We start from the raw sequence: 13,043 nt of genomic DNA on the forward strand, positions 1-13,043 counted from the left end.
ATGAGTGAGTGCCCGCACGTATCCGAATTGCCCCGCCCCGAACCGACCCCGCTCAGTGCCACCTGCCTGGAGTGCCGGGACGCCGGGACGCACCCCGTGCAGCTGCGGCTCTGCCTGACCTGCGGGCACGTCGGCTGCTGCGATTCGTCACCGCTCCGGCACGGAACGGGACACGCCCGGGAGAGCGGGCACTGCGTCATGCGCAGCTTCGAGCCGGGCGAGAGCTGGCGCTGGTGCTACGAGGACGGTTCGATCGTCTGACGTCTGGGTACGTCAAACCGGCGCCGGTTCTTCGCAATTGTGCGCCACCGAACCCGAAGGCCTCTGCCGGCAAGGCCCGTCCCCGTCCGGCGCGAACCATGCCGGTCACGCCCCTAGCCACCGTCAGTACCCCCATGCTTACCATGTGTGACCCCCACCGGTTGGGCTCGCGGCGACACGGCATCATGTATCGCGATAGCGTCGCCCCGACCGAGAACCGACGACCGACCGAACGGTTGCGGACATGTTCCGGAACCTCGAACGAGTTTGTGCCACCTTGGAGGTGAGGGTGTCCCAGATCGCAGGCGAACCCGGGAACCAGGACTTCGTGGAGGTCCGGCTGCCCGCCGCGGGTGCCTACCTGTCGGTGCTGCGTACGGCCACGGCCGGCCTCGCGGCGCGCTTGGACTTCACTCTCGACGAGATCGAGGACCTTCGCATCGCGGTCGACGAGGCCTGCGCGATCCTGCTCCAGCAGGCCGTGCCCGGCTCCGTCCTCAGCTGCGTGTTCCGGCTCGTGGACGACTCCCTCGAAGTGACCGTGTCGGCCCCGACCACGGACGGCCGGGCACCCGAACGCGACACCTTCGCGTGGACGGTGCTCGCCGCGCTGGCGGGCAAGGTCGAGTCCACGGTCGCCGACGACCGGACGGTCAGCATCAGCCTCCACAAACAACGCGGCGCGGGACCCGGGCCGGCGTGAGCGACGGGAACGGGGAAGGTGCTGTGCGGGACGATTCGATCCGATCGGGGGCGGCGCACCCTACCGCCGTCCCCGAGCAACAGGCCCGCCCGCACCCCGTGGACGGGGCGGACGGGACGGACGGGCCCTCGGGGCTCACGGTCGCGGCGGAGCAGGCGGAGCGGGCGGGCCAGATGAGCGAGCACGGGCATCACGATCCCAACGACCGCAGCGGTGCGCGGGCGCTCTTCGTAGTCCTCCGGGAACTGCCGGACGGGTCACCGGAGAAGGCCGAGCTGCGCAACCGGCTGGTCCGGATGCATCTGCCACTGGTGGAGCATCTGGCCCGCAGGTTCCGCAACCGGGGCGAGCCGCTGGACGACCTCACCCAGGTCGCCACGATCGGCCTGATCAAGTCGGTGGACCGGTTCGATCCGGACCGGGGCGTGGAGTTCTCCACGTACGCGACACCGACCGTCGTCGGGGAGATCAAGCGGCACTTCCGCGACAAGGGCTGGGCGGTCCGGGTGCCGCGCCGCCTCCAGGAGCTGCGGCTCTCGCTGACCACGGCCACCGCCGAGCTCTCCCAGCAGCACGGCCGCTCGCCGACCGTGCACGAGCTGGCGGAGCGGCTCGGCATCTCCGAGGAGGAGGTGCTGGAAGGGCTGGAATCGGCCAACGCCTACAGCACCCTCTCGCTGGACGTGCCGGACACCGACGACGAGTCGCCGGCCGTCGCGGACACGCTGGGCTCGGAGGACGAGGCGTTGGAGGGCGTCGAGTACCGCGAGTCCCTGAAGCCGCTGCTGGAGGGGCTGCCGCCGCGCGAGAAGCGGATTCTGCTGCTGCGCTTCTTCGGCAACATGACCCAGTCGCAGATCGCCCAGGAGGTGGGCATCTCGCAGATGCACGTCTCCCGGCTGCTGGCCCGCACGCTGGCCCAGCTGCGCGAGCGGCTGCTCGTGGAGGAGTGAGGGCGCCGGGGCCGCTCGCCCGGGTCGGGCGGACGAGCCGGCGCGATCCTGACGAGAGACCGAAGGCCCCCGCTTCCCGGCGTGTACCGGGGGCGGGGGCCTTCGGCCGCCCGGAGTCGCGTGGGCGCTACTCGTCGCCGTCGGAGGCCGGACCCGGACGCCGGTCCATGCCCAGCTCGCGCGTGGTCGCCGGGTTGAAGAGCAGGACCAGCGCGGTGACCACGACGGCGGCGAGCACGATCCCGGTGGGGATCAGCGCGCCGTGGGACTTCAGCAGCGTGTAGGCGACGGGCGCCCCCATGATCTGCGTGATGACCGTGGGGCCCCGGCCCCAGCTGCGGCGCAGCAGCAGGCCCCGGGCACCCGCGAGCGGGATGAGGCCGAGCGCGATCAGGGTGGCTCCGCCCGTCACCGCCTGCGTGGGGCTCTGCGGGCGGCCGAGCATCCCCATCACCAGCATGTAGATCCCGCCGACGACGAGGGCCGCCCCTTCGAGGGCGGTGAGCGCGGCGAGGGCCTCGATGCGCCCCGGCTTCCCGGTCCGCTCCCCGGTCCGCTCCCCGGACGCGGGCAGCGGCGCGGACGACGGGGAGGGCGTGTTCGCTTGAGTACTCACGCGAGCCAGGTTGGCATCCCGCGGCCCGGAAAGCGAAGCCGGGGGCCGGTGCGCCCCTCCCGACACGCCCGGTCACGCCGGGTGACCGGGGTGCGGGCGATCACGGAGCGTGAGTGCAGGGGGGAGGGACTGCGGGCCGGTACCGCCTGGTAGGTAGGCTGGCAGTCATGCGCGCTCTCCTCGTGGTCAATCCCGCCGCCACCACCACCAGTGCGCGGACGCGCGACGTGCTCATCCACGCTCTGGCGAGCGAGATGAAAATCGAGGCCGTGACCACGGAGTACCGGGGCCACGCCCGGGATCTGGGACGCCGGGCGGCGGACTCCGGCTCCTTCGACCTGGTGGTCGCCCTCGGCGGTGACGGCACCGTGAACGAGGTCGTCAACGGACTGCTGCACCGGGGCCCCGACGACGGACTGCCGAGTCTCGCGGTGGTTCCCGGCGGCTCGACCAACGTCTTCGCGCGGGCGCTGGGGCTGCCCAACGACCCGGTGGAGGCGACCGGCGCGATCCTTCAGGCCCTGGCCGAAGAGAGCTCGCGGACGGTGGGGCTGGGGCGGGCGTTCGGTACGCCGGGCTCCGCCGACGAAGCGGTACCCGAACGCTGGTTCACTTTCTGCGCGGGCCTCGGCTTCGACGCCGGCGTGATCGGCCGGGTCGAACAGAAGCGCGAGGGCGGCAAGCGTTCGACCCACGCCCTCTACGTACGCCAGGTGCTCCGCCAGTTCGTCGACGAGCCGCACCGCCGCCAGGGCGTGATCACGCTGGAGGTGCCCGGCCAGGAGCCGGTGCACGAGCTGGCGCTGTCGATAATCTGCAACACCGCCCCCTGGACCTACCTGGGCAATCGCCCGATGTACGCCTCTCCGAAGGCGTCCTTCGACACCGCCCTGGACATCCTCGGCCTGAAGCGCCTCTCCACCGCGCAGGTGGCCCGCTACGGCACCCAGCTGCTCACTTCCAGTCCTGACAAGGGCCCGCGCGGCAAGCACGTGGTTTCACGGCATGACCTCACGGACTTCACCTTGCATTCAAAGGTCCCGCTCCCCTTCCAGATGGACGGCGACCACCTGGGACTGCGTACGAGCGTGACGTTCACAGGCGTACGCCGTGCACTGCGTGTGATTGTGTGAGCGGAAGAACCCAAAGTCCTTTAACTCGAACGTTTGGGCTGGTTCCCACCCCTAAGAAGTACGGCTGTGACGGAGCCGACACCGAGGAATCAAAAAAAACTTTCCAGAAGGGGTTGTATCCGTCGCCGAGGTTTGCGAATCTCTACATGGCGATCGGGACGGCCCGCAGCATCGGCCTCCACTGAGAGCCAGAACCCCTCCCCACTGTGCAGACCACGACCAGTTCGTCTGGGCGTAGGCCCTTCACCTGCGGGGGGATTCGTGAAAGCGTTCACATTCACAAGCAACAAGCATGTAATACCAAGGAGAGGTAGCAGCCATGGACTGGCGTCACAACGCCGTTTGTCGTGAGGAAGACCCCGAGCTGTTCTTCCCCATCGGCAACACCGGTCCTGCGCTGCTGCAGATCGAGGAAGCCAAGGCCGTCTGCCGTCGCTGCCCCGTCATGGAGCAGTGCCTGCAGTGGGCGCTCGAGTCCGGCCAGGACTCCGGCGTCTGGGGTGGCCTCAGCGAGGACGAGCGCCGCGCCATGAAGCGCCGCGCCGCTCGCAACCGGGCGCGCAACGCCAGCGCCTGATTCGACGCCCCCGCGACAAAGCCTCAGCCCGGCGGCGCGTACGCAGCGTACGCACAGCCCCGCCTTCGAGTCGCAGCGCGCAGTACCCCGTAGCGCAGAAGAACGTGCTTGAACCGAAAGGCCCGGACCGTCACCACGGTCCGGGCCTTTCGGTGTGCCGTGCGGCCCCCGGCTGACGGGGGCCGCGCCTGGGGCGGGTTTCAGCGGTCGGCGCTGACCGGGAGGTCGAGCAGCACCTGGGTGCCGCGTTCCGGGGCGGCCACCATGTCGAAGCTGCCGCCCAGTTCGCCCTCGACCAGCGTGCGCACGATCTGGAGTCCCAGGTTGCCGGCCTTACGGGGGTCGAAGCCCTCGGGGAGACCGCATCCGTCGTCCTGCACGGTGATGAGCAGCCGGCCGTCCCGGGACGATCCGCCCCGCACCGCGGAGACCTCGACCGTGCCGCTGTCGCCCTCGCTGAACGCGTGTTCCAGGGCGTTCTGCAGGACTTCGGTGAGCACCATGGAGAGCGGGGTGGCCACGTCCGCGTCCAGGACGCCGAAGCGTCCGGTGCGCCGGCAGGTGACCTTGCCGGGCGAGATCTCGGCGACCATGGAGATGACCCGGTCGGCGATCTCGTCGAACTCGACGCGCTCGTCCAGATTCTGGGACAACGTCTCATGGACGATGGCGATCGAACCGACGCGCCGCACCGCCTCGTTGAGCGCCTCGCGCCCCTGTACGGAGTCCATCCGGCGGGCCTGGAGACGCAACAGGGCGGCCACCGTCTGGAGGTTGTTCTTGACCCGGTGGTGGATCTCCCGGATCGTCGCGTCCTTGGTTATCAACTCGCGTTCACGACGGCGCAGTTCCGTGACGTCCCGGAGAAGCACCAGCGATCCGATCCGGGCCCCCTTGGGCTTGAGCGGGATCGCCCGGAACTGGATGACGCCGCTGGCGCACTCCACTTCGAACTCGCGGGGCGCGTAGCCGCTCGCGACCTTGGCCAAAGCTTCGTCCACCGGCCCCCGGGACGGGGCGAGTTCGGCGGTGGTCTGGCCGAGGTGGAGACCGACGATGTCGGAGGCGAGGCCGAGCCGGTGGTAGGCGGAGAGGCCGTTGGGGCTGGCGTACTGCACGACCCCGTCGGCGTCGAGCCGGATGAGCCCGTCGCCGACGCGCGGGGACGCGTCCATGTCGACCTGCTGGCCGGGGAACGGGAAGGCCCCCGCGGCGATCATCTGGGCGAGGTCGGCGGCGGACTGGAGGTAGGTGAGTTCCAGCCTGGAAGGGGTCCGCACGGTCAGCAGATTGGTGTTGCGCGCGATGACGCCGAGGATGCGGCCCTCGCGGCGGACCGGGATGGCCTCGACGCGTACCGGCACCTCCTCCCGCCACTCCGGGTCGCCCTCGCGCACGATCCGCCCCTCGTCCAGGGCGGCGTCCAGCAGCGGGCGACGGCCGCGCGGCACCAGATGGCCGACCATGTCGTCCTGGTAGGAGGTCGGGCCGGTGTTGGGGCGCATCTGCGCGACGGAGACGTACCGGGTCCCGTCCCGGGTCGGAACCCAGAGGACGAGGTCGGCGAAGGACAGGTCGGAGAGCAGCTGCCACTCCGAGACCAGCAGGTGGAGCCATTCGAGATCGGTGTCGCTCAGGGCTGTGTGCTGGCGGACGAGGTCGTTCATGGAGGGCACATGTGCGAGCGTACCCGTGGATACCGAGAGGTTCCGAACCGAGCGGGAGCCCGTCCCCGCCCTCGGGAGCGGCGACGCCGTGTACAGAACGGCACCGCACCACCAGAATCGGTACCGCGTCAGCAGAATCGATACCGCAGACGCATGGACACCGACAAATGGTCTAGTCCACAATACAGAAACAAGAACCTCCGCCCTCCCCGCACAGGAGGACGGACCGAGGCACCCGCGCTCTCTGCCCTGATCGCGCCGGCGCCTCGTACGGCCGGAGGCACCGCACACCGCCGGCCGAGCAGCTCCGGGCTGCGGTACCGGGCGGGCCGAGGGTCCCTCCCGGTGCCGTGGCCCGCGGGTCGGGCACGACGCCGCCCCGCACGGCACCTCGCACCCCTTCGCGCGCGTCATGTTCCGACGCCCGGACGACGGTGCCCGCACGACGGCCCCCGGACGACTCCGCCTCGCGTCCCGCTCCGGCCCCGCCCGCACCGGCCCACCACCCCCGGCCTGCCCCGCCCGCGCGGGCTCGGGCCCGGGTCGCGCACCCTCCACATCTGCGGACAATTGACTCAAGTCGACCCCCGCCGCACGACGTCCCGCGACCAGCCACCGGACGATGACCCAAATGCGGAAGGCACCTGTTCCCCAGGCGTGGAACTCTGTTAAATTTGGACCAGATTGGTCTATACCACACACGTCGTCATTGATCAGATCGGCAGGCACAGCGTGGAAGTTGTCATCGTCCCGGACGCAGCGGCAGGCGGCGAGCTCATCGCGGAGGCCATGGGCGCGCTGCTGAGCCGCAAGCCCTACGCCCTGCTCGGCGTCGCCACCGGCTCGACCCCGCTGCCCATCTACCGGTCCCTGGCCGAAAAGGTGCGCTCGGGCGCGGTGGACGCTTCCCGGGCCCGGATCTGTCAGCTCGACGAGTACGTCGGGCTCCCCGCCGGGCACCCGGAGTCCTACCGCTCCGTCGTGCTGCGCGAGGTCGTGGAGCCGCTCGGCCTGACCGAGTCCTCCTTCATGGGCCCGGACGGCTCCGCCGAGGACGTCCAGGCGGCCTGCGAGGCCTACGACAGGGCGCTGACCGAGGCCGGCGGCGTCGACCTCCAGCTGCTCGGCATCGGCACGGACGGGCACATCGGCTTCAACGAGCCCTGTTCCTCGCTCGCCTCGCGCACCCGGATCAAGACGCTCACCGAGCAGACCCGGGTGGACAACGCCCGCTTCTTCGACGACGACATCGACCAGGTGCCGCACCACGTCATCACCCAGGGCATCGGCACCATCCTGGAGTCGCGCCACGCGATCCTGCTGGCCACCGGCGAGGGCAAGGCCGACGCGGTCGCGCTGACCGTCGAGGGGCCGGTCGCCTCCGTGGTACCCGCCTCCGCGCTCCAACTGCACCCGCGCGCCACGATCGTGGTGGACGAGGCGGCGGCCTCCAAGCTGAAACTGGCCGACTACTTCCGCCACACCTTCGCCTCCAAGCCCTCCTGGCAAGGCCTGTAAGCCCCCCCACGGGCGCCACGGTCGCCACGGCCCCGGCGTCCGCACCGCGTGAAGGAAGGGCCGGTCACCGCCCAGGACGCCGTTGGTCCATCCGGTTCCTTGCGCGGGGGCGTCCGGCAGAACGTCCTCCGGCTCCTCCTTCCACCGGCCGCGCGGCCCGAGCGGGTTGGTCCCCATTTTCTGCAGGACGCCCGCTCACGGGCCGCCGTCGTCGCGCGTGACTGCCGACCGCTGACTGCCGGTGTCCGGCTCGGCGCGTGGGCGGCGGAGCATGATCATGAGGAAAGCGGCCACAGCGAGGGCGGTGCCGAGCACGACTGACACCATGGCCGTGTCCGAGACGGCCCGCCAAGTGGCGCTGGTCGCGGGCCGGCACACCGGATCGCACTCCCACGCGGTCGCCCGATGCCCCTTGGCGGACCAACCGGCGGTCAGGCCGAGGCCGAAGAGCAGGACGCCGGCCCAGAATATTCGGCGGACCACCAGCAGGTACCTACGCGAATGGGTATCGACCATCACACCAGGTTCCCAGGGCCCGGAGTTCCCGGGCAATGCGGTAGAACCAGCCATGATCGGGCGGCGGCCCCGAAGGCGGAGGGGCCGGTCACCAGGTGGGAGGCTGCCGCGGAATTCGCCTGCAGCGTCCCAGGTGGTGACCGGCCCCTCCGCCAGTCGCGCGCGCCGTCACGCCCCGGTGAGGGCCTCCGCCGCGGCGAGGCCGCAGACGCGGGCGGCACCGTGGGTCTCCACGTACAGCGCCCCCCTCGGCGCGGAGTACGGCAGGCCCATCTCCACGACCACCGTGTCGGGGCGCCGGGCGAGCAGGGCGTCGACCGCCGCCGCCATCCACGGGTGGCGGTGGGCGTCGCGGACGACCGCGACGACGCGACGCTCCCCCGCGGCCGCGAGGGCGTCCGCCACCGGGTCCCCGCTGTCGATCCCGTAGGTCGCACCGGTGGTGCCGGGCAGCAGGCGGGTCAGCTCGGCGGCCACGCCCCACGGGGTCTCGGCGCCGACGGCGACGTTGGCCACCGGGGTGAAGGCGGCGACGTGGACCGGAGCGTCCAGCCGGGGGCCGTCACCGCTCACCCGTACCGCGCGGCGGGCCGCGACGAGACCGATGTTCGCGTCGTACCCGTCGGGCAGTCCGGTCGCGGTGCCGGGCGCGGTCCCCTCCTGCACTGCCGCGCCCGGCTCCGGGACCGCCCCCCTCGCACCGCGCGTCCAGGACGCGAGTGCCCGTACACGTGCGGCGGCGTCGGCCAGCCGCTCCTCTGCCAGCTCCCCGCCGCGCACGGCGGCGACCAGCGCGTCGCGCAGCCGCTCCACCGTGGCGTCGTCCTCCAGCCCGCCGCCGACGCACAGGGCGTCGGCGCCGGCCGCTATCGCGAGGACCGAGCCGCGCTCGATCCCGTACGTCGCCGCGATGGCCTGCATCTCCACCGCGTCGGTGACGATGAGTCCCTCGTAACCGAGTTCACCGCGGAGCAGACCGGTGAGGATCTGCGGGCTGAGCGTCGCGGGGCGGTCGGGGTCGAGGGCGGGGAGCAGGATGTGCGCGCTCATCACCGACTTCGACCCCGCGGCGATGGCGGCCTTGAAGGGCACCAGTTCGCGGGCGTGCAGGGTCTCCAGACCGACGTCGATCCGGGGCAGCGCGTGGTGCGAGTCGACCGCGGTGTCGCCGTGGCCGGGGAAGTGCTTCGTGCAGGCGGCGACCCCGGCGGCCTGGATGCCCTCGACGTACGCGGCGGTGTGCCGGGCCACCAGGGCGGGATCGGCACCGAAGGAGCGTACGCCGATGACGGGGTTGTCCGGGTTGGAGTTGACGTCCGCGGACGGCGCCCAGTTGAGGTTGACGCCGCACTCGATGAGCCGGCGGCCCAACTCGTGGGCGACGGCCCGGGTCAGCGCGGGGTCGTCCACGGAACCGAGGGCGTGGTTGCCGGGGAAGGACGAGCCGTCGCGCACCTCCAGGCGGGTGACGTCGCCACCCTCCTCGTCGATGGCGACGAGTACGTCGTCGCACTCGGCCCGCAGTTGGGCGGTGAGCGCGGCGAGCTGGCCGGGCGAGACGATGTTGCGGCCGAACAGGCCGACGGAGGTGAGGCCTTCGCCGACGCGGCGCAGCAGCCAGTCGGGCGCGGTGGTGCCGGTGAAGCCCGGCTGGAGGACCGCGAGCGCGTCACGGGTGACGGTGTCGGTGGAGGAGGCAAGAGTGGTCATGGGGCCGCACTATCCCTTCACTGCGCCGTCGGTCAGACCGCTCACGGCCTTGCGCTGCAGGAAGACGAAGAGGACGAGGATCGGGACCGCGAAGACGGAGGAGGCCGCCATGGTGGCACCCCAGTCGTCGCCGAACTGGGTCTGGAACTGCGACAGCCACAGCGGCAGGGTCTGCGCCTCCGCCTGCTTGTTCAGGACCAGGACGAGGGGGAACTCGTTCCAGGCGGTGATGAAGCCGAACAGCGAGGTGGACATCAGGCCGGGCGCGAGCAGCGGCAGGATCACCTTGACGAACGCCTGCGGCCGGGTGCAGCCGTCCACCATCGCGGACTCCTCCAGCTCCCTGGGCACGGAGGCGACGAAGCCCCGCAGGGTCAGGAGCGTGAAGGGCAGGATCATGACCATGTAGAACAGGGTCAGCGGTATCAGGCTGTTGAGCATGTCCGAGTCACGCACGATGAAGTAGATCGCGATGACCATGACTTCCCACGGCGCCATCTGGGCCACCATGAAGCCGATGATGAACCCCTTGCGTCCCTTGAAGCGCATCCGGGCCAGGGCGAACGAGCCGGCCAGCGCGAGGGCGAGGGAGAGGGCCACGGCGACGACGGTGACGGTGAGGGAGTTCCGGACCATGGTCCAGAAGTTGTCGGCGGCGAGCGCGGTCCGGAAGTGGTCGAGCGTGATGTGGGTCGGGATCCACACCGGGTCGTCCGAGACGATGTCCGGGGTCGGCTTGAAGGCCGTGGCGAACATCCAGTACACGGGGAAGACGAAGCCGACGACCATGACGAGCGCCGTGGCGTTGGGCCAGATACGGCCGAAACGTGACGAAGCCGAGCGCTTCACAGCTCGTCCTCCCCTTGCTTGAGAACGATCCGGAGGTAGGAGGAGGTCAGCAGGAGCAGGATCACGATGGTCAGCAGCGCGATGGCCGAGCCCATGCCGTAGTGCTGGTTGCCGACGCCCTCGATGTAGGCGTACACGGGCAGGATCTCGGTGAGCCGGTCCGGGCCGCCCTCGTTGATCGCGAAGACCTGGGCGAACGCCTTGAAGACCCAGATGACTTCGAGGAAGGTGGTCGCGAAGAGGAAGGGCCGCAGGAACGGCATGGTGACCGAGGTGAAGCTCTTCCAGGCGCCGGCGCCGTCGAGCGAGGCGGCCTCGTAGAGCTCCTTGGGGATCGTCGTGGTGGCGGCGTACAGGTTGATCGCCACGAAGGGGATCGACTGCCACACGATGAGCACCGTGATGACGAAGAAGGTGGAGAACTGGCTGCCGGTCCAGTTGTAGTCGGCCATCGAGTGGAAGCCGATCTTGTCCAGCACCCAGTTGACGACACCGAACCGCGAGGCGAAGAGCCACTGGTAGACGGTGGTCGCGGCGATGACGGGCATCGCCCATGCGAGGACGAGGCCGATGAGCAGCGTGACCCGCATGCGCTTGCCGAGTTTGGCGAGCAGCAGTCCGGTGAGCGTACCGAAGATCATGATCAGGACCACGTTGGTGCCCGCGAAAACGATCGACCGGCCGGTGACGTTCCAGAAGTCCGCGTTGCCGAGGATCTCCTTGTAGTTGTCGACGCCGTTCCACTCGGAAATGTGCTGGATCAGCTGCCGCATGTTGAGGTTCTGGAACGACAGCAGGGTGTTCTTCACCAGCGGCCAGCCGAGGAACACCAGGGTCACGGCCACCGGAGGGGCCAGCAGCAGATAGGGGGCCAGCTGCGTTTTTCTGCCGCCGATACCGGACGGGCCCGGTGTGCGGTCGGCCCGCTTCTTGACCTCCGCCGGACCGGAGGGCGGCCGTTCGGTCTGCACGGTCATGCTCGCCATCTCTTTCTTGGCACCATGGGACAACTCGGCTGCCGGGTGCGGACTCCTCGGTGGAGTCCGCACCCGGCAGCTCGGTCTTACTGCTGCTGCGCGAGGCGCTTGTTGAGCTCCGCCTCGACCTGCTTGGCGGCCTCTTCGTTCGACTTGCCGTTCAGGACCGCGGTCATGAAGGTCTTGATCGGGTTGGGCGCGTTCTCGACGGCGGCCCACTCGGGGATCAGCGGCGTGGTGCCACCGACCTTGGCGGCCGGCGCGGCAGCCTCGGCGACCACGTTGCCCGTGAGGTTGCTGTTCAGCGACTCCTTGTTCGGGATGACACCGTTCAGCTTGGCGAGCTGGCCCTCGAATTGGTCGGAGAGCGCGAGCTTCAGGAACTCCTTGGCGAGGTCCTTCTTCTTGCTGCCCTCGGCGACCGCGAGGTTGGAGCCTCCGAGGAAGACACCCTCGGGCTTGTCGGCGGTCTCACCCGGGATGGTGAAGTAGCCGATCTCCTTCTCGATGGCGGGGTTGGCGGCGATGGCCGTGCCGGCCTCCCAGCCCATGCCGATGAAGGCGCCGGTCTTGCCCTTGGCGAAGACGTCGGCCTGCTGCGGGGTGGCCTCGTCCTTGTCCTTGGGGGCCTTGGAGTAGGCCTGGTACTTCTTGTAGATGTCCATCGCCGCGCCGATCTTCGGGTCGGCGAGGTTGGAGACCCACTTGTCCCCGTCCTTCTTCACGAGGTCGGCACCCTGACCGATGGTGAGGCCGTCGAAGAAGTACCAGTTCTGGCCGGGCAGGTAGAGGGGCTCCGCCTTGCCCTTCGCCTTGATCTTGTCCAGGTCCGCGAAGAACTCGTCGCGGGTCTTCGGGGTGTCGGTGATCCCGGCATCCGCGAAGACGGACTTGTTGTAGATGACCACGCGGTTGGCGAAGTACCACGGCGCGGCGTACTGGGTGCCGTCCACGACCGACGCCTTGTTGAGGCTCTCGGCCCAGTCGGTACCGATCTCCGACTTCACGTCGCCGAGGTCGGCGAGGCCGCCCGACTTCGCGTAGGCGGCCGTCTGGGTGTTGCCGATCTCGAAGACGTCCGGCGGGTTCTCCTCCGAGAGGGCGGTCGTCAGCTTCTGCTGGATGCCGTCCCACTTCTGGACCTCGAACTTGACCGTGGCGCCGGTCTTCTTCTCGAACGCCGCGCTCAGGTCCTTCTGCCACTGGTCGGGCGTCGAGCCGTCCATGGCCCACACCGTCAGCGTCTGGCCCTTGTAGCTGTCCGGACCTGCCGGCTTGGCGGTGTCCTTCTCGGTGTCGTCCGAGCCACATGCCGCGATCGAGATCATCATGCCCGCGACGCCAATGGCCGCGATGAGCTTGCGCTTCACGTCAAACCCTCCTCAGGGATGCTGCAACCCCGCCCACCGCGAAGACATTCGACGAGTACTGCTGGGGCTGGACCTGGTCTTTAATGGTTTAGACCAGCACCCGGAGCTTGGCCTAGACCTTTAGGGGTGTCAAGGGTGTATAAGAAGTGCACTCGCGTCCGTTATAGGACCGACACCTAGGGGCTTTTGATCG

General features: G+C 69.6%; 13 protein-coding genes. 6 read left to right on the forward strand and 7 right to left on the reverse strand.

The features are described 5' to 3' along the window. From OHT52_RS08290 to OHT52_RS08300, 3 genes are all read left to right on the forward strand, one after another. Entirely contained in the window at positions 1–261 is a 261-nt protein-coding gene (locus tag OHT52_RS08290) for a UBP-type zinc finger domain-containing protein (protein WP_328719487.1), read from the forward strand. 289 nt (positions 262–550) lie between these two features. After that, the gene (locus OHT52_RS08295) at positions 551–964 is read left to right on the forward strand and encodes an anti-sigma regulatory factor (RefSeq protein ID WP_266708962.1); all 414 of its coding nucleotides are present in this window, start codon (positions 551–553) and stop codon (positions 962–964) included. After that, the gene (locus OHT52_RS08300; protein WP_443046524.1) at positions 853–1,917 is read left to right on the forward strand and encodes an RNA polymerase sigma factor SigF; all 1,065 of its coding nucleotides are present in this window, start codon (positions 853–855) and stop codon (positions 1,915–1,917) included. The genes OHT52_RS08295 and OHT52_RS08300 overlap by 112 nt, the downstream gene beginning before the upstream one ends. Positions 1,918–2,044: 127 nt before the next feature. On the opposite strand, the gene OHT52_RS08305 is transcribed toward OHT52_RS08300, so the two are convergent. Then, complete coding sequence (locus OHT52_RS08305; RefSeq protein ID WP_328719489.1) at positions 2,045–2,533, reverse strand: hypothetical protein; 489 nt, start codon at positions 2,531–2,533, stop codon at positions 2,045–2,047. 167 nt (positions 2,534–2,700) lie between these two features. Here OHT52_RS08305 and OHT52_RS08310 point away from each other — a divergent pair, with 167 nt between their 5' ends. Together OHT52_RS08310 and OHT52_RS08315 are read left to right on the forward strand one after the other, a co-directional pair. Beyond that, positions 2,701–3,666 carry a diacylglycerol/lipid kinase family protein gene (locus OHT52_RS08310; RefSeq protein WP_328719490.1) on the forward strand — a complete coding sequence of 322 codons (966 nt, stop codon included), beginning with the start codon at positions 2,701–2,703 and terminating at the stop codon, positions 3,664–3,666. A gap of 319 nt (positions 3,667–3,985) precedes the next feature. Next, entirely contained in the window at positions 3,986–4,243 is a 258-nt protein-coding gene (locus tag OHT52_RS08315) for a WhiB family transcriptional regulator (RefSeq protein WP_003953983.1), read from the forward strand. A gap of 200 nt (positions 4,244–4,443) precedes the next feature. Here the strand turns inward: OHT52_RS08315 and OHT52_RS08320 are convergent, their stop codons facing one another. After that, positions 4,444–5,910 (reverse strand): sensor histidine kinase, encoded by a 1,467-nt coding sequence (locus OHT52_RS08320; RefSeq protein WP_328723657.1) that lies wholly within the window; start codon positions 5,908–5,910, stop codon positions 4,444–4,446. A 732-nt stretch (positions 5,911–6,642) separates the two neighbouring features. Here OHT52_RS08320 and nagB point away from each other — a divergent pair. Beyond that, entirely contained in the window at positions 6,643–7,428 is a 786-nt protein-coding gene (gene nagB / locus OHT52_RS08325) for a glucosamine-6-phosphate deaminase (protein WP_328723658.1), read from the forward strand. 195 nt (positions 7,429–7,623) lie between these two features. Here nagB and OHT52_RS08330 read toward each other — a convergent pair whose 3' ends face one another. The 5 genes from OHT52_RS08330 to OHT52_RS08350 all read right to left on the reverse strand — a co-directional run bounded on the left by OHT52_RS08330 (position 7,624) and on the right by OHT52_RS08350 (position 12,850). Continuing rightward, positions 7,624–7,944, reverse strand: a complete 321-nt coding sequence (locus OHT52_RS08330; RefSeq protein WP_328719491.1) for a hypothetical protein — start codon at positions 7,942–7,944, stop codon at positions 7,624–7,626. Between the two features lie 168 nt (positions 7,945–8,112). After that, the gene (locus tag OHT52_RS08335; protein ID WP_328719492.1) at positions 8,113–9,654 is read right to left on the reverse strand and encodes a glycoside hydrolase family 3 protein; all 1,542 of its coding nucleotides are present in this window, start codon (positions 9,652–9,654) and stop codon (positions 8,113–8,115) included. Between the two features lie 9 nt (positions 9,655–9,663). Continuing rightward, positions 9,664–10,443: a carbohydrate ABC transporter permease gene (locus OHT52_RS08340; RefSeq protein ID WP_443046776.1), complete on the reverse strand. Its 780-nt coding sequence runs from the start codon at positions 10,441–10,443 to the stop codon at positions 9,664–9,666. 56 nt (positions 10,444–10,499) lie between these two features. Then, positions 10,500–11,480 carry a carbohydrate ABC transporter permease gene (locus OHT52_RS08345; protein ID WP_328719494.1) on the reverse strand — a complete coding sequence of 327 codons (981 nt, stop codon included), beginning with the start codon at positions 11,478–11,480 and terminating at the stop codon, positions 10,500–10,502. Positions 11,481–11,566: 86 nt separating this feature from the next. Beyond that, on the reverse strand, positions 11,567–12,850 hold the full coding sequence (locus tag OHT52_RS08350) for an extracellular solute-binding protein (protein ID WP_328719495.1): 1,284 nt from the start codon (positions 12,848–12,850) through the stop codon (positions 11,567–11,569). Between the last annotated feature and the right edge of the window lie 193 nt (positions 12,851–13,043).

This window comes from Streptomyces sp. NBC_00247, assembly GCF_036188265.1.
Classification (GTDB): Bacteria; Actinomycetota; Actinomycetes; order Streptomycetales; family Streptomycetaceae; genus Streptomyces.